The organism is Paenibacillus sp. MAH-35 (genome assembly GCF_058135425.1).
The window spans coordinates 61,326-83,874 of the sequence record NZ_JBYUPU010000022.1; the positions used below are offsets into that span (position 1 = coordinate 61,326).

The following is a 22,549-nucleotide window of genomic DNA, read 5'->3' on the forward strand; positions in this document are numbered from 1 at the left end:
GCAAACGAGGAGATGTGACGAAAATTTTTTGAAGTCGGGAATCTCAATCCCCATGCGAGATTGGCGTTTTTCCTCTCTCCGTTTTCATATTTTCATACTTAAATAGGCGGCTGAACCGATTGACAAACACAATATCTTGATATAAATTAAATTCCATGAACTACATATTGTTCGTTCGGGTGCTGATCGCCCAACTGGGCGCGATAGCTTAATAGGGAAGTCCGGTGAGAAGCCGGCACGGTCCCGCCACTGTAAGGGAGTAGCTTCAGTCCTTGGCCACTGGCACATCTAGTGCCGGGAAGGCGGACTCGAAGTGATGATCCCCGAGTCAGGAGACCTGCCCGATATCTTAGACACGTTACCTACGGTGGATAGGAAAGTGTCCGCATCGTCCTTGTGCTTGCAGGCGTTCTTTAGCATGCGCGCAAAAGGCGCATCCGGCACTTGGCTGCCGCAGATGCGTCTTTTTTAACGGAATCGGTGCGGGAGCCGCTGCCTTCGGCAAGCGGATCTTCCCATCCGAAGAGACGCTCACGGGTCTAGGGTACATAGAGAGGAGAATCCAGATGTTGATCGCTTACGACTCCAGAACGGGAAATGTGAAACGGTTCGTCAACAAGCTGAACTTGCCGGCAGTCAAGATTGACGAAGAAATGACTGTCGACGAGCCGTTCGTACTCGTTACCTATACAACCGGATTCGGGCAGGCTCCGGAGAAAACGCTGAGCTTCCTGAAACGGAACTCGGCCAGGATGATCGGCGTATGCGCGAGCGGCAACCGCAATTGGGGAGAAGGCTTCGCGCGGAGCGCGGACCGGATCTCCGACTTGTACGGGGTGCCGGTGCTGGCCAAGTTCGAACTGGCCGGAACGTCGCAAGATGTAGAGAAGTTCGTAAGGGAGGTGAACGCAGTTGCGGCATATTGAGTTGAACAACATGCTGATGCAGCGCGATCAGGACGGCTTTTTCAGCCTGGATAAAGACCGGGAAGCGGTCGAGGCGTTTATGGAGGAAGTCGGCCGCAAAAGCGTTCGTTTTGCTTCGACGGCTGAGAAGATCCGTCATATGATCGACAACGACTTTTACGAAAATGTACTGGATACATACACGATGGAGCAGGTTGAAGAGATCTATAACATCGCGCATCAATACCGGTTCGAATTCCCGTCCTACATGGCGGCATCGAAGTTTTACACGGATTACGCTTTGAAAAGCGACGACCGTTCCCTATATATGGAGCATTTCCCGGACCGCGTGGCGATCGTTGCGCTCCATCTGGCGCGCGGCGATATGGATGCGGCCCGCTCACTGACCGAATCGATGATGGAGCGCAGGCTGCAGCCGGCTACGCCTACCTTCCTGAACGCAGGCAAGAGCAGGCGCGGCGAGATGGTATCGTGCTTCCTGCTCGAGCTCGACGATTCGCTGAATTCGATCAATTACGGCATTGGTACGTGCATGCAGCTGTCCAAGATCGGCGGCGGCGTAGCCGTCAACTTGTCGAAGCTGCGCGGCCGCGGCGAGCCGATCAAGGGCGTCGAAGGCGCCGCCAAAGGCATCATGCCGGTGCTCAAGCTGATGGAGGACGCGTTCTCCTATGCCGACCAGATGGGGCAGCGCAAAGGCTCCGGAGCGGGTACTACAACATTTTCGGCTGGGACGTCATCGAATTTCTGGACAGCAAAAAAATTAACGCGGACGAGAAATCCCGCCTGAAGACGTTATCGATCGGCTTGATCGTGCCGAATAAATTTTATAAGCTGGCCGAGCAAAATGAGCCGCTTCACGTATTCGCGCCATACTCGGTATACCGGGCTTACGGCACCCATTTGGACGATATGGATATGGACGATATGTACGACGTGCTGATGGCCGACGGCCGCATTCGTAAAAAAGCGGTTATGGGAGCCAGAGACATGCTCGTCAAAATAGCCACGATCCAGCTCGAATCGGGATATCCCTACATGATGAACCGCAGCAACGCCAACCGCGCTCACGCGCTTAAAGATATCGGATCGATCAAAATGTCGAACCTGTGCACGGAAATATTCCAATTGCAGGAAACGTCGGAGATCGGCGACTACGGTCAAGCCGATATCATCCGCCGCGACATCAGCTGCAACCTGGCGTCTCTCAATATCGCCAATGTGATGGAACGGAAAAAGATCCGCGAGTCGGTGCATGAAGGGATGATCGCACTCACCGCGGTTAGCGATATGACTTTTATTTCGAATGCGCCTGGCGTCGCGAAGGCGAACCGCGAGCTGCATTCGGTCGGGCTCGGAGCGATGAATCTGCACGGTTTCCTGGCCAAGAACAGCATTGCGTACGACAGCGTCGAGGCGATTGAATTTGCCCGGACGTTCTTCATGGCGATGAACTTTTATTCCATCGAGAAAAGCATGGATATCGCCCGCGAGAAAGGAATCGTGTTCGAGGGCTTTGAACGGTCCGAATATGCGAAAGGCACTTACTTCGACCGTTATGTGGAGAACGACTTCCGTCCCGTATCGGATAAGATCAAGCAGCTGTTCGAAGGGATCGCCCTTCCGTCGCCTCAAGATTGGCACAAGCTGAAGGAAGACGTAAGGAAGAACGGTTTGTACCACGCCTACCGTCTGGCGATTGCGCCGACGCAAAGCATCTCGTATATCCAAAACGCGACATCGAGCGTTATGCCGATCGTCGAGCCGATCGAGACGCGCACGTATGCCAACTCGACTACGTATTATCCGATGCCGTATTTGAACCGGGACAATTTCTTCTACTACAAATCGGCTTACAACATGGACCAGTTTAAGGTCATCGATCTGATCGCCGAAATTCAGACTCATGTCGACCAGGGCATCTCCACGGTTCTGCATGTAAACAGCGACGTGACGACGAGACAGCTTGCCCGTTACTATATATATGCCGCCAAAAAAGGGCTGAAGTCGCTGTACTACACCCGGACGAACCGTTTGTCCGTCGAAGAATGCGTCAGTTGCTCCGTGTAAGGAACGGTGTGGATGGACGGAAGGAGATCATGGACTCATGAAAGAGGCAAAGACGCATAAAGCCGTCAACTGGAACCGTCCGGACGACGATTTTACCAATACCTTTTGGAATCAGAACATTATGCAGTTTTGGACGGACGAGGAAATTCCGCTTTCCGACGACAAAATGTCGTGGATTACGCTGAATGAAGACGAACGCGAGCTGTATATGAAGGTGCTTGGCGGACTGACGCTGCTCGATACGGTGCAGGGCGGAGTCGGCATGCCGAAGATTATGGAGCATGTGGACGGCCTGCAGCGCAAAGCGGTGCTCGGATTTATGGGCATGATGGAGCAGATCCACGCCAAGTCATACAGCAGCATCTTCACGACGCTGGCGACGACCGAAGAGATCGACGGGGTGTTCCGCTGGGTGGAGAACAATCGCTTCCTGCAAACGAAAGCGGAGACGATCTCGCAATATTACCGCTCGATCGAGACGCGCAAAGATTTGTACTTGGCGATGGCGGCTTCGGTGCTGCTCGAGAGCTACTTGTTCTACAGCGGATTTTTCTACCCGTTGTATTTGGCCGGACAAGGCAAAATGACGAGCAGCGGCGAAGTGATCGACCTGATTTTGCGCGACGAGAGCATTCACGGGTTGTACGTAGGCGTACTGGCTCAAGAGGTGTTCGCAGAGCTGGATGAAGACGAACAGAAGGACGCGCTGGAGACGTTCCAAGGGCTGCTTCACTACTTGCACCGCAACGAGGAGCTGTATACGGAGCAGCTGTACGATGCGGTCGGACTAACTGAGGAAGTGAAGAAGTTTGTCCGGTACAACGCGAACAAAGCGCTGATGAACTTGGGACAGGAGCCGGCCTTCCCCGAGGAGGAAGTGAATCCGATCGTCTTTAACGGGATCAGTACGCGTACGAAGCAGCATGATTTCTTCTCCAAGAAGGGCAACGGTTATGTGCGCACCATTCACGTCGAGCCGCTGACGGACGACGATTTTAAGTTCTAATCCGGGAGTCGCCGGGGGATCCGTAATATTACTTTATGTTGCCATACAAGGGCTGTCTGCATCGATTTTGATGCCGGGCAGCCTTTTTGTTTGAGCGGTCGTGCTTGAGGGCTTTGAGGGTAGTGCTGATGTATCGTGAAATAATGGAAACGATTGTTCCGATTCAGTCGTTTAAGGGTAGAGGGTTCCTTTTTCTGATGTATAATGTTACCAAGAGAGTGTTATTAGGAGGCTCTGCAACAGATACGATGAAAACAACCGTCTATTTAACCCGCCATGGAGAAACGGAATGGAATGTTGAAGGAAGGCTGCAGGGACATCGGGATTCTGAGCTTACACCGTTAGGAAAGCAGCAGGCCAGATGGCTGGGAGCGAAGCTGAAAGATGTACGGTTCGATGCGATTTATAGCAGCTCGAGCAAAAGAGCTTTGGATACGTCGGACCTAATAAAAGGTACCCGCGATATTCCCCTTATCCCGATGGATTCGATGAGAGAAATCCATTTAGGAACTTGGGAAGGACGGAAACGCGTCGATGTGGAGCATACGGATTCCGACCGGCATTTTGCGTTTTGGAACAAGCCGCATACTTATGTGCCTGTAAACGGCGGAGAATCGTTTATTCAATTGTCTGAAAGGGTTATTCCAGCGCTGACAGAACTTATAGCTGCCCATCGGGGTGGGACTCTATTGATCGTGACGCATGCCGTCACATTAAAGCTGATTATGGCCTACTTTCGAGACAATCCGCTGGAGAAGCTGTGGCAGCCTCCCATGCTCCACCCGACTGCCCTTAACAAGGTAATCCTGGATTCGGATCGAGGTGATGCAACTATCGAACTGGTAGGGGATACGTCTCATTACAGGGCAGTCCGTAGAGCGGTCGGCGCGATTGTTTTTCAAGGGAATCAAGTGATGCTCGTCCATAAAGTAGCAAGCAGCTACGGGAAAATGGATGGGGTATGGGATTTTCCCAAAGGTGGAATCGAGGATACCGATTCGAATCCGGAGCAGGCGATAATAAGGGAGCTGCGTGAGGAAACCGGATTGGACTGCTTTAGGATTATTCAGCGGCTTCCTGAGCCTCTAACGATTACGTTCGGGGAAGAAATTCGCGCTAAAATAGGTTACGTGCGCCAAGAAACAAAGATGTTTCTTGTAGAATATTTCGGGAATGGTTACGATTGGATGTCCATCGATGGCGAAATAGACGATATAGCGATGATAAACTTATCGGATGTGGAGAACCGGTTGTCCCATGTGGAGACGAAAGACTACTTCCTGAAGGTTGCTAAAGCTGCAATAAGCCCCCTTTGCAGGCCAAGTCGGGAGGAGCTGAAGCCAGAATGTTGAAGTGGGAACCGATGATGGTGCAAACGGAGCGGGGAACGTTTGAATTATTTTCCGCCGGGCAGGGGAAACCTTTGTGTGTCACTCATTTCTATTCGGCATTTACAAACAAAGGAAACTTTTTCGCGGATCTTTTTGCAGGGCGCTACCGGGTTTATTTAGTGAATTTAAAGGGCGCCGGCCGTTCCGACGATGTGAACGACGAGTCGGAATACAGCATGACCGAGTCGGTCCGCGACCTGGAGGCAATCCGCAAGCAGCTTCGGTTAGGCACCTGGTCGTTTGCCGGTCATTCCACCGGAGGTATGCTGGGGCTCGTATACGGCATCCAAGAAGGCGGGTCGTTGAATTCGTTGATTGTAGCGGGAGCGGCGGCTTCTCACCGTTACATGCGGATGAAGGACAGTATATACTGTAAAGACAATCCCCGCAATCCGAGGCTGTTGGAGCTGTTTCGGATCCTTCGAACTTCCTCCTCACCGGAAGAGATTCGCGCTGCGGCAAAAGAGTGGACCGAAATGTCGCTGCGCCATCCGGAGCGGTGGGATGCCTATTTTGCAAAACCAAGCAGCGGGAGAACGGTGCAAGCAAGGCTGAACTATTATAACAAGCAGCTGCCCGATTACGATCTGACCGGCCAACTCGGGCGGATTCGGACGCCAACATTCGTACTCTGCGGCAAATATGACGCCCAATGTCCGCTCGAATGCTCGCAGGAGATAAGCGCGCTCGTTCCCGAGGCAGAGCTGCAACTGTTTGAAGAGAGCAACCACAGCCCTCACATTGAGGAGCCGGCTGCATTTGTCGAAGCCATCGATCGATTTTACGCCAAATGTTATACAGGCTGAGAATAAGACAAGCGGGGCTATATACCTGCAAAGGGTGACGATAGGAGCTGAGACGTTTGGATCCGAAAGTCCGGAAAATCATCGACCGAGTACTATGGGGGCTGCTTTTCTTATTGATCGTTTATTTGCTGGCCGTTATATGGTTCCATACGAAGCCGATCGAAACGTTTCAGAGAACTAGCAGCTCCAAGTCGTTTATGAAGCAGATGGTTGCAGGCCAATACGAAAAAGCTTTCGACGCCGTCTATGACCGAAAAGCGGTACAACCGACATCTGGCAGTGAATATGCAACGGAACGATCGGCATGGGCGGCTAAAATCAAAAGGTGGAAAGAAAACGGCACCTTTATCGTATCGTACCGGGATTTGAAGTCGAGTGTCGATGACACGGCCGTTTTGACAAATGCATTCGTCACGATATCGCATAATGGACAAGAGACCGAGCATTGGACGGGCTTCTACCTGTATAAGAAATCGGACGGGAGTTTTGGCGTCGAAGGACTGCAGTTTTTGAATGAAGAACAATTAAAGGACGAGTGGGAGCAGCTGTTCCGGAATATAGGCGGACAGCGGCATTAAACGGATCAAGAAAGGAGCGATTCCGGCAAATGAAACTATCCGAGGTGCAGCTCGAACAGGTGAATGCAAACAACCGGGCGCTCATCCATCGGATCTTGTTCGAAGGGATGGCGGACGACGGAGCGAACGGGGACCTCGCTCTTGTGTTCGGGAGCAAAAAAGCGGCCCGCTATCGCGTTCCCGTAGCCGTTCAGCTCTATCAGTCCAAACGGACGGGCAAGCTGTTGATGACCGGCGGCAAGCTGGACATCCCGGAAGCCCGGCAGATGGCCGACCGGGCGATCGAACTCGGCGTACCGGCCGAACATATATATTTGGAGACAAACGCCGACAATACGACGGAAAACGTTACGTTGTCGATGAAGCTGCTGGATCAACAGATCGGACTGGTTCAACTGAAGCGGATTTTGGTCGTAACAACGCATTATCATATGCGAAGATGCTGGTTGACGCTGAAAACCCATATGCCTGCTTTTATCGAGTATTCCTTTTGCCCTGCAAACGATTTGACCACCCGGGTAGACAACTGGTGGACGAATGAGGAAGGAACCAAGCGTGTCTTACAGGAGGCGAAAGCATTGATCGGGTATGCGAAGCAAGGAATAATAACGGATTACGAGCTGGACTTTTAGAAGAAACCTAGGGAAGCTGAAATTTTTCATCAGCGTATGCCGCAAGCGGCGGCTTGATCCATCAAGACATCCAATGCCAGTTGCGGGAAATTACGATCAGTGAAAGAATCAAACAGAGGGATGCCGGTACAATCGTAACGGCGGGTTGTCTCGCTTTGAGTAAATGCGTATAAATTGCGCCGAACATAATCAGGACGAGCACAGCGCCCGCCATGACGGACAACCGGTGGTCTCCCAAACCTCCAATTAGCCCGGCGGCTATAAGGATTTCCGCTATTCCTACCACTGTCATCGTCCATATCGGGTATTGGTACAACTGCCAATGTCCGACTTGAAACGGTACCCGCAGCAGTTTGATAACCCCGCCGAGCAACACGTAGATTCCCAGAACAATCTGTATTCCCGCCGCGATCATATTCATCGCACGTCCTCCTTTACCGCCATGCCGGGCAGGATAAAACACGCCATTTGCCGGGCCAGCGTCTGCGGAGTTTGAATACCCGGTATCAATTGAGTAAAAGCGAGCCGTTCAATCATGCCGTACAGACATTCCGCGACAAAATCCATCTCCAGATCCGAACGAAAATAACCGGCTTGCTGCTCCACAAGTAAATTCTCCGCCAACCAGGTTATGAACTCGCGCTTGATCGACTCGGCTTCGGGGGCTAGTATAAGTCCGATCCGGGTAAGCGAAGCGTTTTCCCCCATGTAGCGAAAAACCGCTTCAACAGCCGCAACGGCCCGCTCCGGGATTTCCCGCTTTTCGAGGCCGGATTCCATCCGGATATCTGTAAGGAGCTGCCGAACGCCGGAACGGAACTCGCCGACCAATTGTTCGAATACGGCCTCTTTGCTTTGGAAATAGAGGTAAAAAGCCGGCTGAGTCATCCCGGCGGCGGCTACGATCGAACTCACCTTGGTCTCATGAAATCCGTTCACCGCAAATTCCTCCGCAGCCGCATTTAGCAGCCGGCTCCGGCTTTCTTTCCCTTTTTGGCCTTTTTCTCGCGGCATGTAGTCATTCGCTCCCTTCTCAATGCTCGTATTGATCGTTTTTTAAGAAAGTTACTTTTAAGTAATGTTACTAAAGAGTAATTTACCAAAAAGCGGCAGTCCCTGTCAAGACAATAGGCAAGGAAGTGCCGTTTAATCCGGAAAGAAACGTAGGGAAGAAGGAAAGCAGGAGCTGGAACCGTTTTTTATGCAGATCAAGCGGGGAGGCGGGTTTATGAACGACGAAGGGCCGCGTGAACGGCAGAACGCCGGCGCAGCCCTAAGTTTTTATAGGTTATACGGTTCGTTTCGAGCTTGCAGCGGCAGTAAACAATTGCTGCGCGCAGTATTCGATAATATCGCTCCGGCGGACAATTCCGATAAAGTGCTCCCGGTCGTCAATCACCGGTACGAAGTTTTGCGCTTTTGCCTTCGATATCAAATCTTCCATGTTAGCCCCGATATACACCGGCTGGTTATGCATCCGCATCGGAATGGACGAGATCAGGTGGCGGTGCGCGTTATCGAACGTGACACCCTCGGTGTTCTTAAGAAACCAGAGCAGGTCCCCTTCTGTAATCGTCCCTATATAACGGCCTTCCTCGGACAAAACCGGCACCGCAGTATACCTGTGATACTCCATTCGCTCCAGCGCCTGCCGGAGTGTAGATTGGGCGGTCAAACAAATGACTTCGAGCTTCGGCACGAGAAAAAATGCAATATTCATTCGGATATCCCTCATTTGAAATGCCGATGTATGCACGAAAAACAGCGTGCAATAATGGCGGATTAATAGTCTTCCATGTTCTATTATATAAGACGATCGACCAAATCCCAAGGTTCGGCTTTCGAATAACCGGGAAGTCGGCTGGACAACCTACTACCTGAGGTGATCAGTATGGCCCGAAGAAGATCCAGACGGACGCCGATCGTGCCCGAGGCCGGGAAGAGCCTGGACGCATTCAAAGTAGCGGTAATGAAGAAGGAAGGGTATGCGGTCAGCCCGGAGCAGCCGGATCATGTGAAATTTGAGGTAGCCCGAACGTTAGGAATTCCGCTTACGTCCGGAGACAACGGACAATTAACGACCGAGGATGCCGGCAAGATCGGCGGACAAATCGGCGGCGCGATGGTTCGCGAGATGATCAAGATGGCGCGGGAGCAATTGAAGAAGCAATAGCCGCATCAATATAACGTTCCCCGCCAACCGGCGGGTTTTTGTTGTTGTGCAGGAAATGATTGACGCTCCGGAAGGTAACATTCCAGCCTACGCGCTCGTTTCCGGCCCGTGCAGAGGAAAATTTCTGCAGCTGAGCAGGAATTTGTTTTTGCGCCTTTGCGATGACAGGACCGTCATGCCTTCATTTTCCGTGCAGAGGAATCAAAAAATGTCCAGCAGGCTCTTTGAAATGGCATACGTCCGTTCCCGAAACCTCTTACACTGGTGTTGCAGAGGATCGACACCGCAATGGAAAGGGGATTGGATATGAATAATAAGCTTGCTATCGATGGAGGCGAGCGGGTTCGGAAGGAACCGTTCGCTTCGTGGCCGATTTATGGAGATTTGGAGCTGCAGCTGCTGAAGGAAGTGCTGGAGTCCGGCAAATGGGGAGGAGCCGGCGGCGCGGGCAAGCCGAATTACTCGCCGAAGCTGCCCGAGATGGAGCGCAAATTTGCCGAGCTGCAAGGCTCCCGATACGCCGTCAGCGTCGTAAACGGTACCGTAGCGATTACGGTAGCGCTGCAAGCGGCCGGCCTTAAGCCGGGAGACGAAGTGATCGTCCCGCCGTATACGTTCATTGCTACCGCATCGGCTGCGCTTGCGTATGGGATCATCCCGGTGTTCGCGGATATCGAGGAGGATACGCTGCTCATCGACCCGGAACGGATCGAGCCGTTAATTACGCCGAAGACGAAAGCGATTATCGCCGTTCATATCGCCGGCGCTCCGGCTAATATGACCCGGCTGAAGGAGATCGCAACCAAGCATGGCCTTGCATTGATCGAAGACGCCGCTCAAGCGGTAGGCGCGACGTGGGAAGGGCAAGGCGTCGGCGCGATCGGCGATGCCGGGACGTTCAGCCTGCAGTCGAGTAAAAACTTAAACGCCGGCGAAGGCGGAATTCTTACAACCAACAGCGCGGAGCTGTGGGAAAACGCGTGGTCGATCTGCAACGTCGGACGCGTGCCGAACGGAGGCTGGTATCAACACGACCGGTTTGGGCAAAATTACCGGATGACCGAGTTTCAAGCGGCTGTGGTGCTGGCCCAAATGACCCGTCTCGAGGAGCAGATGCGTACGCGCGAGAAAAATGCTTCGCTGTTAAACGGCCTGCTCTCGCAAATTCCGGGTTTGCGGCTGCTCAAGCAGGATGCCCGAATTACCCGGCACGCCTATCATCTCTATATGTTCAAGCTGGATTCGGCGTTCGCCGAGCAGGCGGACAAAAACGAGTTTATCAGGCGGGTCAACGCAGAAGGCATTCCGCTCGCCGCCGGCTACATTCCGCTGAACCGCAATATTTCCATTTTGGAGATGACGGAGATGTGGACCGGACAAAAACGCGAATACGACTGCCCGGTCTGCGAACGCCTCTGCGCCAAGGAAGCGCTGTGGCTGGGTCAAAACGTGCTGCTGTCGGACGAGAAAGCGATGCATGAAGTAGCGGCTGCGATTGAAAAAGTGGTCCGTTCGTTTTAATCCTGCCGGGAAGATTGCCGAAAGCGGATGCGCCGAGTAAATGGGACTGGTGTTTGTAGGCCGAAATCTAGTACAATGAAGGAAAGCTCCTTTTGATATGATACAATTAGGAGACTTTTGCCGGATATCGGCTCCGTGCCGGTATGCCGCCTTATGAGAGAGAAAGAATTACGATTAAGGGAGAGATTTCGGTTGAAACTGACGAACAAAATCGGCGTAATCGTTGACAGCTTCGGCATTGGCGTCCGCGAAGGCTTGAAAAAGGCGAAAGAGGTTGGCGCGGAAGGCGTCCAAATTTACGCGGTTAAAGGTGAAATGGACCCGGAGAATTTGTCTCCGGCGGACAGACGCGAGCTGAAAAGCTACATCGATTCGCTCGGACTTGAAATATCCGCGCTGTGCGGCGACTTGGGCGGACACGGCTTTCAGGATAAAGAGGCCAACCCGGCCAAGGTGGAAAAATCGAAACGGATCTTGGATCTGGCTCAAGATCTTGGCACGAACATCGTCACCACGCATATCGGCATCGTGCCTCACGATCATAGCGGAGAAATATTCGACACGATGCAAGCGGCTTGCGAAGAACTCAGCCAATATGCGAGCAGCATGAGCGGTTATTTCGCGATCGAAACCGGACCGGAGACGTCGGCTCATCTGAAAAGCTTCCTGGACACGCTGTCGAGCAAAGGCGTATCCGTCAACTTCGACCCGGCGAACATGGTCATGGTTACCGGCGACGATCCGGTGCAAGGAGTATATACGCTGAAAGATTATATCGTTCATACGCACGTGAAAGACGGCGTCCGCTATAAAGAAGTCGACCCTCGCGAAATCTATGGGGCAATCGGCTACGAGCCAATGGATCACGGCAAAATCGCCGAGATGGTCCGCTCCGGGGAAATCTTTAAGGAAGTTCCGCTCGGAGAAGGCAAAGTCGATTTCGACGCTTATTTCAAAGCGCTTGTTGATATTGGCTACACCGGATACCTGACGATTGAGCGCGAAGTCGGCGACCAGCCGGAAGTGGATATCCGCAAAGCGGTAGACTTTATCAAACGTTTTAAATAAACAACGAAGAAGCTGGTTCCGGGTCAAGCCGGGATGCAGCTTCTTTTCGTTTTCGGCAGAAGGACAAACCGTCCCGGTTGTCGAACCTAGTAGACGTACAGAGAAAGGATGGTTTCATATGGGGAATGTATACCACGCGTTTGACCTGGATTATGAACTTTACGTTGAAGAGACGTCAGCCCGGAGCTATCATGTAGTCATGAAAGTGTATGCCGAGGAACAACCGGTCGTCCTCCACGCCTACTCCGCCAAAGAGGTGGCGATCGCGGCTGCCCAAACGTTTCCGAAGCTGTACCGGACGGCCAGGCAGAAAGGGTTTGAGCTGAACGGGCAATATTTCGAGCATCCGTCAGGGAAATCGGTACATGTTTCGTTTGCGATGGAACCCGGCGCGTCTGCCGATAAATTTATGAAAATATTGATCTGAACCGGGCTTGTCCGCCGAGCGGGATGAGGATGCCGGTTTGGTAATCGATTCTTAATAACATTAAACATTAATGCAATTAATGAAATGACGAACCGTCTTCGAGGCGGTTCTTTTTTGTTGTTTGGGAAATGGCGGGCTCCGTGCAACAGTGTGCGTCCGAACTGGACTGAATGAATAGGATGTTGTTCTAGCGAATGGATAACCTTGCATAATTGGATGGTTGATATAACGGTCCAATTGGCTCTTTTCAAAGCATTTTACTGTGATAAACTAAATTGGAGCGAACCATTATCGGAATATTTCGAGGGGGTGCCCGTATTCCATGAATATTATCATTGACCGGGCTAGCCCGATTCCTATTTATTTGCAGATCAAGCAGCAGATCCGCGACCGGATCGTGACCGGGCTGCTGCCCCCGGGATATCGGCTCCCTCCTGAACGGAAGCTTGCGGAGCGGCTGGACCTCAATCGCAGCACGGTATTGAATGCGTATCACGAATTAAAGGCGGCCGGACTGGTTGAATCGTTTGTCGGGCGCGGCACGATCGTCCTGGATACCGAGGAAACGGACGAAGGGGCCGGTGAAGTAACGGACTCCGCCTCGGCTCCGGCTCCGCTGTACTGGAAACCGATGCTGACCGCCAAGGCGGCTGCCGAAAGTTCATCGCTCATTCGCGACTTGCTGGCGCTCCCGAAGAGACAGGACGCAGTATCGTTCGGCGTCGGCGTTCCTTTGCCCGAACCCGAATTGCTGGAGGAGCTGCAGCAGATGGCGGGCCGGCTGTTCACCGAGGACGGCGGGGAGGTTATGCTGCATAGTCCCGTCGAGGGAAGGGCGTCGCTGCGCCAGGCGTTATGCGACCGAATGCGGGATCGCGGCATCCGATGCTCGAAGGAGGAAGTGATCGTCTTATCAGGCGCCCAGCAGGGACTGGATCTGATCGCGCGAACGCTGCTCTCGCCGGGCGATTGCGTGCTGGCGGAGGAGCCGACCTACTTCAGCGCGCTTCAGACGTTTCGCGCCGCTGGAGCGACCGTGATCGGCGTACCTGTCGAAGAGGACGGAAGATTGCGACTGGATGCGATGGAATCACTGCTTAGAAGCTACAGGCCGAAATTTATTTACGTCATCCCCTCGTATCAGAATCCGTCCGGTCGGCTCATGGATGCATCCGTCCGGGAATCGCTTCTGCACCTCGCATATAGATACCGTACGCCGATCGTGGAGGAAGATCCGTATGGCGAGCTTGCTTACGGGGAGAAAAGCCCGCTGCCGATCAAAGCGATGGATGAGCATGCGCACGTGTTGTATATCGGCACGTTCTCCAAGCTGCTGGGGCCGGGCATAAGGATCGGATGGATCGCGGCGCCGAAGCCGATCCTGAAAGTGATGGGACGAATGAAGCAGCTGAACGACCTTCATACGAACTCGGTTGCTCAAAAGCTGCTGGAGGCGGCACTCCGCGAAGGCGCGGTCGATCGTCATCTCGCCCGAATCCGGACGCTGTATCAGGCAAGACGCGACGAGATGTGCGCCGCACTGAAGCGTTATGCGGTACCGGGGATGCAGTGGGATGTTCCGATGGGCGGTTTGTTTTTGTGGCTGCGGCTGCCGGGCGGTGTTAACGTTCAGGAGCTGGCGGTGCGGGCTGCGGATCGCGGGGTCGACTATATCCCGGGCGCGCCATTTTTTGCCGAACAACCTAAAGGGTCCTATATCCGGTTAAACTTCGCACGTGCGGATATTGAACGGATCGGCGAAGGCATCCGGCGGTTATGCGCCGCGGTGGAAGACGCGATGGAAGGTCCGGAAGTTACCGGAGAGCGCGAACAGGAAGGAACAATACCGATCGTTTGATTCACTATGCGTGCGAGTTCAAAAAGTCCGGTTTTCAGCACCGAGAAGATGGGATGAAGCTAGGAAATGAGGAGCGGAGCGTAGTGGCAGCTACGTGAGCACCGGAAGTTCCGGGTGAATTCCATATTCGATGTCGAGTAATCTTCATGATCGGCTTCGTGATCAAAAGCGGACTTTTTGAACAACCTCTATACCGGAATTGAATTTTCATAGATGGCAGGAGGCACTTCTTATGACTACGTCTTTACGATATGCAACCCGGATGGCTTCGATCAAAGCATCCGACATTCGCGAGCTACTGAAAGTGACGGAACAACCGGAGATGATCTCGTTTGCGGGCGGACTGCCTGCTCCCGAATTGTTCCCGCTCCAACGAATCGAGAAAATCGCCGCCCGTGTCATCCGCGAGCAAGGGATGCAGGCTCTGCAATATTCCACGACCGAAGGATATACGCCGCTGCGCGAGAAGATCGCCTGCCGGATGAACGGCAAGTTCGGCGTTTCCATGACAGCCGCAAATATTCTGATTACAGGCGGATCGCAGCAGGGACTGGATTTGACAGGGAAACTGTTTCTGGACGAAGGGGACGTCGTCTTGTGCGAAAGTCCTACATATTTGGGAGCGATTCAAGCGTTTACGACGTATCGCCCCAAGTTTGTGGAGGTGCAGACGGACGAGTTCGGGATGGACCCGGATCATCTGCGCCAGCTGCTGCAGACGGTACCGAAGATCAAGCTGATTTATGTCGTGCCCGATTTTCAAAATCCGACCGGCCGTTGCTGGTCGCTGGAACGGAGAGAACAGCTCGTGCGGCTTGCCGACGAGTTCGGGGTGGCTGTGGTCGAGGATCATCCTTACGGCGATCTACGGTTCGAAGGCGACCCTGTGCCCACCGTGTTGTCGCTCGATCGCGAAGGCCGGGTGATTCATCTCGGCACATTTTCCAAAACGTTCTGCCCGGGGTACCGGATCGGCTGGGTTGCGGGAGAACAAGAGGTGATAACCAAATATGTGCTGCTAAAGCAGGCGACGGATTTGCAAACCTCCACCGTCGTTCAGCGCGAGCTCGATCTGTATTTGAACGAATACGATCTTGATAAGGATATCGAAGGGATCGTGGACGTCTATAGAAAACGCAGGGACGTTATGATCGAAACGTTACGCGACGAAATGCCGGAGGAAGTCCGGTTCTCGAAGCCGGCCGGAGGGTTGTTCGCCTGGGTCCAACTGCCGGATCATCTTAACGCGAGGGATTTGCTGGAGCGCAGCTTGAAGCAGATGGTCGCATTCGTACCGGGCGGGTCCTGCTTCCCGAACGGCGGTCACGAAAATACGATGAGGCTCAACTTCTCCAATATGGACGAGGTACGGATCCGTGAAGGGGTACGGAGACTGGGCCAAGTGATCAGGGATACGCTGGCGGTCGGGGTCGGCCGGTTATAAGCGAGATGGGAATGCGGGTGCGGACGCCGAGCGGCCGTCTGGCCAGACGTTGGACGCTAACGCAGTGTGCGGGACCGATGATTGTTTACGAGCAGCTTAGAGTAGCGTATGATAGTTATAGGAAAAAAGCCGAAAGCATCGGGAGGATTCCAAGTCTTTTTAGACTTGGGATGCCTCCCTTTTTGGTTGCCATTTATTAGGCTAAGTTCGCTCGCTACGGCTTACCGAAGCATTCTGAACTAAGAAAACTGCCCCTGCATTGGGGAGTTAGCTTCGATGGATCGACTTGATTTGTTATCGTGCCAGCAAGTGCGGCAAACCGTTCATTGTGGCCGCTCGACCCCGTATCCCTGGCGTATGGCTTGGGTAGGAACACAAATATGAGCGGTTTGTACGCATTATTTTGTCCGAAAACCCGTTTGGACATGGAATAGGAGCGGTTTGGGGCTGTTAATATGCGCGAGAAGACCGCATACCCCACCTGTTGGCTGAAATAAGGGGTGCAAACCGCTTCTATTCGTCCCGGACATCCCCGTATGCCGGAAGTAAAGGGTGCCAAAGGCTCTTATTTTGTTTTGAGCCCGCGCACACGCAGACGATTTGGAGAAGGCGAACATAACAACCTGCTCGCAACATAGAGGTTTTCGGGCCAAAACCTGGAGGGGGATGTCACCCAATCTCATTCATAGAGCAGTTGGAGTACAGGAACCATCCTTCCCCACGCTCAAACGTGTAGTTGGGTACGCCAACGGGTCGTCCTCCAGAGAGCGGCCGGACGTTTTTCCTTAACCGATTAGCTGGAATAATGTTACAATGGAGGGGTGAGCCTCTTGGAAATTTCCGTATTCATCCGAAATGATGCAACGCTCGCTGTGAAGTTCCTTGTTTTTGACAAGGAAGGGATCGGCCGGATCAGATCTATCCCTGGAAGACGATGGCACCCGGAAGAAACCGTATGGTCGATTCCGTATACGCTTCTGGCGGCCGAACAGCTTCTCGCCGCATTCGCCGGCTGCCGAATTCATATTGAAGACCGATTGTTGGAGGAGTGTTATGTGCTTCAGGATAGGCTTGGTTCGTATGAGACACCACACTAAAGGAGGGATCTTCATGTCCCCATATTCCATCAGACCGATCCTTGAGTCGGATGTCCCATTCTTGTGGGATATGTTATATGAATCGATTTTTGTTCCTGAAGGGAAAAAGCGACCGGATAGGAGTATAATAGCTCTCCCTAGTATATCGAGGTACCTGGAAGGATGGGGAAAAGCCGAGGACTTCGGCTTTATAGCGGTTACTCACCTGAATGAGCCTGTAGGTTCTATAACTGCCCGGAAATTTAATGCCATTAATAAAGGTTACGGATATGTTGATGATGAGACACCTGAAATGGGGATGGCTGTACAGCCAGAGCACAGGGGGAGAGGTGTTGGAACGTTACTGATCCGGATGTTGCTGAAAGAAGCAAAGATCAAAGGGGTTAGAGCGATATCTTTAAGTGTAGACGCCTTTAATCCGGCAATCCAATTATACAAACGGCATGGATTTCAAGAAGTGGCAGTGGAAGGGACAGCCGTCACAATGAAAATGGAATTATAAAGTTTCATGCAAAAGGAGCGTTGACTTGAGAATGGAGAACCAATGGACAATCGCCAAGCACAACCCGGTTTATCAATTTATAGAGATCGGCACAAGGTTGAGATACGATTTGCAACAGATCGCGCTTCGAATCGATCGTGTAGGCTCTACCTCGATACCGGGTTTGGATGCAAAGCCCATCCTCGAAATTCAAATCTCCATTGTCAGGTTAATGCAGCTCTATAAGCATGAGCGGTCGAAGTATGTGGAAGGGAAAGGGCCGGCCGTGTAGGAGATTCTGCAGAGGGCTCATCTCTGGTCGCAAGCAACGGGCTGGAAACCGGGGGAATCGGATATTGGAGAAAGACCTCCAGTCTTCCGGCCAGGAGACTGAACGTGCAGACGAGAAGCTGTCTCCATAAACTGGCGAACCGTATCAACTGGAACAAGTATAACCCGTCTATCCCATACGAGGAAGGAGATCCCATGGACGATCAAAAACTGCTGAAATATTATTTGAACATGCGGGAACCGGAGGCGTACCAATGGAACATGTCGCCGAAGAGTCTGTATTTGGAGCTGGAGACGCGGGATTTTTTGTTGAGACAGTTTGAGGCGGCTCCAGGTATGAAAGCTTGCAATATCGGAATCGGAGTTGGCGAATGGGACGATTATTTAGGATACTTCCTACAAGGCAACGGGCAGTTGACGAGCATCGATATCGATCCGGGCATATGCGAGAGCTTTTCGTACAGGCAAAAGCGGGAGGGGCATCCGAATCCGTCGGCCGTTCGGTGTGATGACTTTTTAACTTGCCCGCTGCCAAGTATGGAGTATGACCTGGTAACGATGATCGGATCGGCCCTTAACGAGATCGGAGCATACCGGAAAACGTTCACTGCCATTTCCGCTATGTTGAAGCCGGGCGGACATTTGATGTATATGGATATGGTGAAGTATCACCGGAAAGAAGAGTTGCTCGATATCCTCGGCGAGTTGAAATGCAGACTGGAGACGATCGAGGAATACGATCGTTATCCGAGTATCCGCTTTTACTGTATGAAGCTTGCGAGATTGGAGTAAGGAAGATGATCAGATGACTCATTTAAGCGAACTTGTACTATCAATGACCGAAACGAGGTGTTTTGACTGATGTTCCATGTCATTGTAGCGGAATCCGGCAGAATACGATTTAGAAAAACAAACGAGGACGATTTGGTCTTTGTTCAACAAGCCGAACAACATCCGGAGAACCGCCCCTACGTTATTACCTGGCCGCGGGAGAAACATCTTGAAGCGATTAATAGCGAGGACCATCTTCATATGGTGATTACGGACCCGGAAGGCCGGGCGGTCGGTTATATCATAGCTGCAGGAATAACCAACCCGAATAACTGTGTAGAACTGACGCGAATCGCAATAACTGAAAAAGGGAACGGGTATGGTAAAGAAGCGATCCGCCTCTTTCAAACGTATGTGTTTGAGACTTTGCGCGTACATCGGTTATGGCTGGACGTCAAAGCACATAACCGCATAGCAAGGCTGCTCTACGAGAAAACGGGATTCGTGGTCGAGGGAGTGCTGCGAGATTGTATTCAGGTTCAAGGTACTTATGAGTCGCTAGTTATTATGGGAATTCTCGAAAACGAATACATAAGCCGCACCTAACTTCCTCAAGTTGGACCTTGTTGCCGGTACAGGGTCAACCTTTGTATGTAGTTCATCAGTTCGGCGATTCCTTGATATTGTGAGGTTAACCGGACATTCAGCTTGTCTAGAGCCAGCTGGAACGATTTTTCTACGCTCGCCAAGTTTTGCGTATCCAGTTCGTGGAGCAGCTGTTTCATGCTGTCGATAAAAAAGACGGTTTTTCTCAAGCTGCTGATTACAATCAGCTTCCTTAATTCGCGGGAGGAGAACACCCGATATCCGTTTTGCAAGTTTCTCTCCGACCGGATCAAGCCCTCCTTTTCCCAATGCCGGATCGCGGACGGCCGGACTCCGCAGAACTCCGCCACTTCCCCGATCGTCATCGCATCGGTTAGCGGTTTATTCCGATACTCGGAAAAGTCGGTTTTCCTGAACAGGGTCAAGGTCGATTCCACTCTTTGTTTCTCGACATGGCTGTCATGCAGCTGCTGGTTCAGTAACCACAGACCTTCCACTTCGCAGCCTGACTTCACCTTTCTCATCACTTCATAAACGACAGGAATGCCAAACCCTTTCAGCAGCGCCCGAATGGCGACGAAAGCTTGAACGTGAACAGCCCGATACCCTCTACGGTTGCTGTCCGTTCTCGGGACGTCGGGGATCAAGTCTTGATCCTCATACCTTCGTAAAGTTGTCGTGCTTACCTTTAATTGATCGGCAAGTTGCTTCGGCGTACAGACCGGTTCCATTCGCGGCTCACATCCTTCAAGTATAACCTTCAACTCCTACAACAATATTAAACGGGAACATTGCAGGCAAATCAAGTGGCCGGTCGAGCTAAACCGAAAGATTGCGTCAATGTTATATGATAGGGGTGAGAAGTAGCAGAGGGAGTGGTGAAGGTGATCAAGCGGGTACAGCTGACGGACGGTTCAGAGATTGAAGTCGGCCTGACGGGTAATGCTGCGGGCAGGACGGTGATGCTGCCTGTCGCTAAAAAAACGGTGACCGGCCCGGAAGCCGAGCATTTGACCATGTGGGGGATCGATCCGGAGTTCGGGCAGCACTTTGTCGAAGGGCTAAACGATTCCTTTCGCGTGTTATATTTTGATTACGAAGGTCATTTGTTCTCCCATCCGAATCCGGATGCTTTGACCGCGGAACTTATCGTCAAAGATTTATTGCGCATCGCCGACAGCATGAAGGTCGACCGCTTCAGCTACTATGGTTATTCCTGGCTCGCGCTTGTTGGCTTGCAGCTAGCCCTCCGGACCGATCGGCTCGATAGTTTCATCATGGGCGGTTTCCCGCCGTATGAAGGTCCGTACCGCGAAATGACGACGGTAACTGTCAAAACGTAAGAACAGGCGCTGAGTAGCGAGCGGCAACATGCCGGGAGTCGGCCTGACGAACCGGCAAACGAGTCCTGGGATCCGGACCATATCGACTGGGATAACGTCCCCATTACGATCGATCCGAATGTTTTGAAGCAATTTATGACTTTGTACCAAAGCTTGGCTGATTTTGACGATCGGACCGTTCAGCACAAGCTGACCATTCCAAGGCTGGCCTTCGCGGGAGAACAGGATACGATCGTATACGGGAGCCGATTCGGTAATGTGACGGTGGATATCGCCGGACGGCTGGCCAAAAACAAAGAGCGTCTGGTAGAGCTGGGCTGGGAGATCGAGAGGATCGAGGGAAGCGGCATGGATCATTCCAAAGCGATGCAGCCGGCTGCCGTTTTGCCTTTGATCAAGCCATGGTTAATCGAAAAAGTAAGCAAATTCAGCAATCCGTAAGAAACGGACGAGCAGGAATCGGGTTATGATAAAAGGCGGAAAAATGCCGGAAGCGTGGCTGGGAAAAACTTGCGGATGAAAATGATCGATAATTGAAGTTTAATGGGAAGAGTCGAAAGTCCGAGTTCATCTTAAATAGGCAATTTCAGCGCTTGTCCGATGAGCGTATGAGGGAAAGAGGCAAGGCCGGCGGCCGGTGCCCTATTGCGGGTTGCCTTTTTTGCCTTAAAGGAGTATCAAATTCATGATCAATTACGGGCTGCCGGATCGGCGGCTTTAGAGGAGTGTGGAACGTTTGGTTTCGGAACAAGGTGCCGGAAAAGCGCCGGGGTTGCTTAGCAACCGGTTTATACAAACTATTATTTTATCGAATGTGCTTCTGCAGATTGGCATATGGGTGCGGAACTTCGCCATATTGCTGTACGTTGCGGAGCGAACGAACAACGATCCGTACGCGATATCGCTGATCAGCGTGGCGGAATTTGCGCCGATTTTCGTCTTTTCCTTCATTGGCGGAACGTTCGCAGACCGCTGGCTGCCGAGAAGGACGATGATTTGGTGCGACTTGCTGTCGGCCGTATCCGTGTTCGTCGTCCTGTTTGCGATCCATTTCGGCTCTTGGCAGTCGGTGTACTTCGTGACATTCATTTCGGCGATTTTGTCGCAATTCTCCCAGCCGTCGGGCATGCGTCTGTTCAAGGAGCATGTCCCCGAGCAGCAGCTGCAGCAGGGAATGGCGCTGTTCCAATCGCTGATGGCGATATTTCTCGTGCTTGGGCCGATGCTGGGAACGTTTTTTTACAGCAGCTTCGGACTGGAAGTATCCGTCGCGGTGATGGGTTTCGTATTTTTGCTGTCGGCGCTGGTGCTCGTTCGGTTGCCTAAAGACAAGGTCAAGCCTGCGGCGGAAGCGGGCAAAGGACAGTTTCGCAAAGAGTTTGTGGAAGGGTTCAGCTATGTGTGGAAAAGCCGGGTGCTGCGGATGCTCGGAGTATCGTTTCTGCTCGCAGGGCTTGCCGTCGGTCTCGCTCAGGCGCTCAACCTGTTCATCGTAACGGAGCGGCTGGGCAAGCCGGAGAAATTTCTGCAGTACATGCTGATGGTAAACGGCGGAGCGATGCTGATCGGAGGCGGGGTCATCGCGGCGGTCTCCAAACGCGTCCAGCCGCAAGTCTTGCTGGCGATCGGTATGACGGCCAGTGCGCTGTGTACGGTGATCGTCGGATTTTCGACCAGCGTGCCGGTAACGCTGACTACCCAATTCGTGAACGGGCTCGTGTTCCCGTGTATCCATATCGGGATTAGTACAATGATCCTCAAATGGTCTCACGCCTCGATCGTCGGCCGGGTGAACGGGGTGCTTAACCCGCTGTTCATGGGGATGATGGTACTGTCGATGTCGTTTGCCGGCGCTTTGAAAAACGCGTACCCGCTCGTCTCGATTTTTACAGTTGCCGGGATCTTGTTTCTGATCGGCGCATTGGCGATGATTCCGATTATGAAATACAAGTCCTCCGAGTCCTCCGCGGAATCGCTCGACACGGCTTCCAGCGGTGCCTAAACTTTAACAAAAACCAGGTCGTAACGCTGGCGAATGCCAGCAATGGCCTGGTTTTTTA

The 22,549-nt window shown here is 52.5% G+C and carries 21 protein-coding genes, 2 pseudogenes and 1 riboswitch; of the genes and pseudogenes, 19 read left to right on the forward strand and 4 right to left on the reverse strand.

The features are described 5' to 3' along the window. Positions 1-160 precede the first annotated feature (160 nt). Positions 161-359, forward strand: a riboswitch (cobalamin riboswitch). A 207-nt stretch (positions 360-566) separates the two neighbouring features. The 7 genes and pseudogenes from nrdI (at position 567) to AC3Y2E_RS21565 (ending at position 7,409) form a co-directional block, all read left to right on the forward strand. Then, positions 567-926 carry a class Ib ribonucleoside-diphosphate reductase assembly flavoprotein NrdI gene (gene nrdI, locus AC3Y2E_RS21535; protein WP_379213974.1) on the forward strand — a complete coding sequence of 120 codons (360 nt, stop codon included), beginning with the start codon at positions 567-569 and terminating at the stop codon, positions 924-926. Further along, positions 913-2,996 (forward strand): annotated as a pseudogene (gene nrdE, locus AC3Y2E_RS21540) (class 1b ribonucleoside-diphosphate reductase subunit alpha). The gene nrdI and the pseudogene nrdE overlap by 14 nt, the downstream one beginning before the upstream one ends. Before the next feature lie 37 nt (positions 2,997-3,033). Further along, complete coding sequence (nrdF, locus tag AC3Y2E_RS21545) at positions 3,034-4,002, forward strand: class 1b ribonucleoside-diphosphate reductase subunit beta (protein ID WP_379213976.1); 969 nt, start codon at positions 3,034-3,036, stop codon at positions 4,000-4,002. 128 nt (positions 4,003-4,130) lie between these two features. Then, positions 4,131-5,354: a histidine phosphatase family protein gene (locus AC3Y2E_RS21550; protein WP_379213978.1), complete on the forward strand. Its 1,224-nt coding sequence runs from the start codon at positions 4,131-4,133 to the stop codon at positions 5,352-5,354. Next, a complete protein-coding gene (locus AC3Y2E_RS21555; RefSeq protein ID WP_379213981.1) occupies positions 5,348-6,199 on the forward strand; it encodes an alpha/beta fold hydrolase in 852 nt (283 codons plus the stop codon). Before AC3Y2E_RS21550 ends, AC3Y2E_RS21555 begins: the two co-directional genes overlap by 7 nt. 56 nt (positions 6,200-6,255) lie before the next feature. Beyond that, a complete protein-coding gene (locus AC3Y2E_RS21560) occupies positions 6,256-6,777 on the forward strand; it encodes a hypothetical protein (RefSeq protein WP_379213983.1) in 522 nt (173 codons plus the stop codon). A gap of 29 nt (positions 6,778-6,806) precedes the next feature. Further along, the gene (locus AC3Y2E_RS21565) at positions 6,807-7,409 is read left to right on the forward strand and encodes a YdcF family protein (protein WP_379213985.1); all 603 of its coding nucleotides are present in this window, start codon (positions 6,807-6,809) and stop codon (positions 7,407-7,409) included. A gap of 61 nt (positions 7,410-7,470) precedes the next feature. Here the strand turns inward: AC3Y2E_RS21565 and AC3Y2E_RS21570 are convergent, their stop codons facing one another. From AC3Y2E_RS21570 to AC3Y2E_RS21580, 3 genes are all read right to left on the reverse strand, one after another. Continuing rightward, positions 7,471-7,830: a DoxX family protein gene (locus AC3Y2E_RS21570; protein ID WP_379213987.1), complete on the reverse strand. Its 360-nt coding sequence runs from the start codon at positions 7,828-7,830 to the stop codon at positions 7,471-7,473. Beyond that, positions 7,827-8,423, reverse strand: coding sequence for a TetR/AcrR family transcriptional regulator (locus AC3Y2E_RS21575; RefSeq protein ID WP_379213989.1), 597 nt, complete (start codon positions 8,421-8,423; stop codon positions 7,827-7,829). The genes AC3Y2E_RS21570 and AC3Y2E_RS21575 overlap by 4 nt, the downstream gene beginning before the upstream one ends. A 274-nt stretch (positions 8,424-8,697) precedes the next feature. Then, positions 8,698-9,129, reverse strand: a complete 432-nt coding sequence (locus AC3Y2E_RS21580) for a CBS domain-containing protein (protein WP_379213991.1) — start codon at positions 9,127-9,129, stop codon at positions 8,698-8,700. 171 nt (positions 9,130-9,300) lie between these two features. Here AC3Y2E_RS21580 and AC3Y2E_RS21585 point away from each other — a divergent pair, with 171 nt between their 5' ends. The 10 genes from AC3Y2E_RS21585 to AC3Y2E_RS21630 all read left to right on the forward strand — a co-directional run bounded on the left by AC3Y2E_RS21585 (position 9,301) and on the right by AC3Y2E_RS21630 (position 19,146). Next, on the forward strand, positions 9,301-9,582 hold the full coding sequence (locus tag AC3Y2E_RS21585; protein WP_332073752.1) for an alpha/beta-type small acid-soluble spore protein: 282 nt from the start codon (positions 9,301-9,303) through the stop codon (positions 9,580-9,582). Between the two features lie 306 nt (positions 9,583-9,888). Continuing rightward, a complete protein-coding gene (locus AC3Y2E_RS21590; protein WP_379213993.1) occupies positions 9,889-11,103 on the forward strand; it encodes a DegT/DnrJ/EryC1/StrS family aminotransferase in 1,215 nt (404 codons plus the stop codon). A 153-nt stretch (positions 11,104-11,256) separates the two neighbouring features. After that, complete coding sequence (locus AC3Y2E_RS21595; RefSeq protein ID WP_379214062.1) at positions 11,257-12,171, forward strand: sugar phosphate isomerase/epimerase family protein; 915 nt, start codon at positions 11,257-11,259, stop codon at positions 12,169-12,171. Between the two features lie 118 nt (positions 12,172-12,289). Beyond that, positions 12,290-12,598 (forward strand): hypothetical protein, encoded by a 309-nt coding sequence (locus AC3Y2E_RS21600; protein WP_379213995.1) that lies wholly within the window; start codon positions 12,290-12,292, stop codon positions 12,596-12,598. 322 nt (positions 12,599-12,920) lie between these two features. Further along, on the forward strand, positions 12,921-14,456 hold the full coding sequence (pdxR, locus tag AC3Y2E_RS21605) for a MocR-like pyridoxine biosynthesis transcription factor PdxR (RefSeq protein ID WP_379213997.1): 1,536 nt from the start codon (positions 12,921-12,923) through the stop codon (positions 14,454-14,456). Between the two features lie 232 nt (positions 14,457-14,688). After that, on the forward strand, positions 14,689-15,900 hold the full coding sequence (locus AC3Y2E_RS21610) for an aminotransferase-like domain-containing protein (RefSeq protein WP_379213999.1): 1,212 nt from the start codon (positions 14,689-14,691) through the stop codon (positions 15,898-15,900). A 1,110-nt stretch (positions 15,901-17,010) separates the two neighbouring features. Next, positions 17,011-17,499 (forward strand): GNAT family N-acetyltransferase, encoded by a 489-nt coding sequence (locus AC3Y2E_RS21615; protein ID WP_379214001.1) that lies wholly within the window; start codon positions 17,011-17,013, stop codon positions 17,497-17,499. 31 nt (positions 17,500-17,530) lie between these two features. After that, the gene (locus tag AC3Y2E_RS21620; RefSeq protein WP_379214003.1) at positions 17,531-17,770 is read left to right on the forward strand and encodes a GrpB family protein; all 240 of its coding nucleotides are present in this window, start codon (positions 17,531-17,533) and stop codon (positions 17,768-17,770) included. Positions 17,771-17,964: 194 nt separating this feature from the next. Beyond that, on the forward strand, positions 17,965-18,561 hold the full coding sequence (locus tag AC3Y2E_RS21625) for a class I SAM-dependent methyltransferase (RefSeq protein WP_379214005.1): 597 nt from the start codon (positions 17,965-17,967) through the stop codon (positions 18,559-18,561). A gap of 69 nt (positions 18,562-18,630) precedes the next feature. Beyond that, positions 18,631-19,146 (forward strand): GNAT family N-acetyltransferase, encoded by a 516-nt coding sequence (locus AC3Y2E_RS21630; protein ID WP_379214007.1) that lies wholly within the window; start codon positions 18,631-18,633, stop codon positions 19,144-19,146. A 5-nt stretch (positions 19,147-19,151) separates the two neighbouring features. Here AC3Y2E_RS21630 and AC3Y2E_RS21635 read toward each other — a convergent pair whose 3' ends face one another. Further along, on the reverse strand, positions 19,152-19,877 hold the full coding sequence (locus AC3Y2E_RS21635; protein ID WP_379214010.1) for a MerR family DNA-binding transcriptional regulator: 726 nt from the start codon (positions 19,875-19,877) through the stop codon (positions 19,152-19,154). A gap of 153 nt (positions 19,878-20,030) precedes the next feature. Between AC3Y2E_RS21635 and AC3Y2E_RS21640 the strand changes: the two are divergent. Further along, positions 20,031-20,930 (forward strand): annotated as a pseudogene (locus AC3Y2E_RS21640) (alpha/beta fold hydrolase). Between the two features lie 295 nt (positions 20,931-21,225). After that, entirely contained in the window at positions 21,226-22,491 is a 1,266-nt protein-coding gene (locus tag AC3Y2E_RS21645; protein WP_379214012.1) for an MFS transporter, read from the forward strand. The last annotated feature ends 58 nt before the right edge of the window (positions 22,492-22,549 follow it).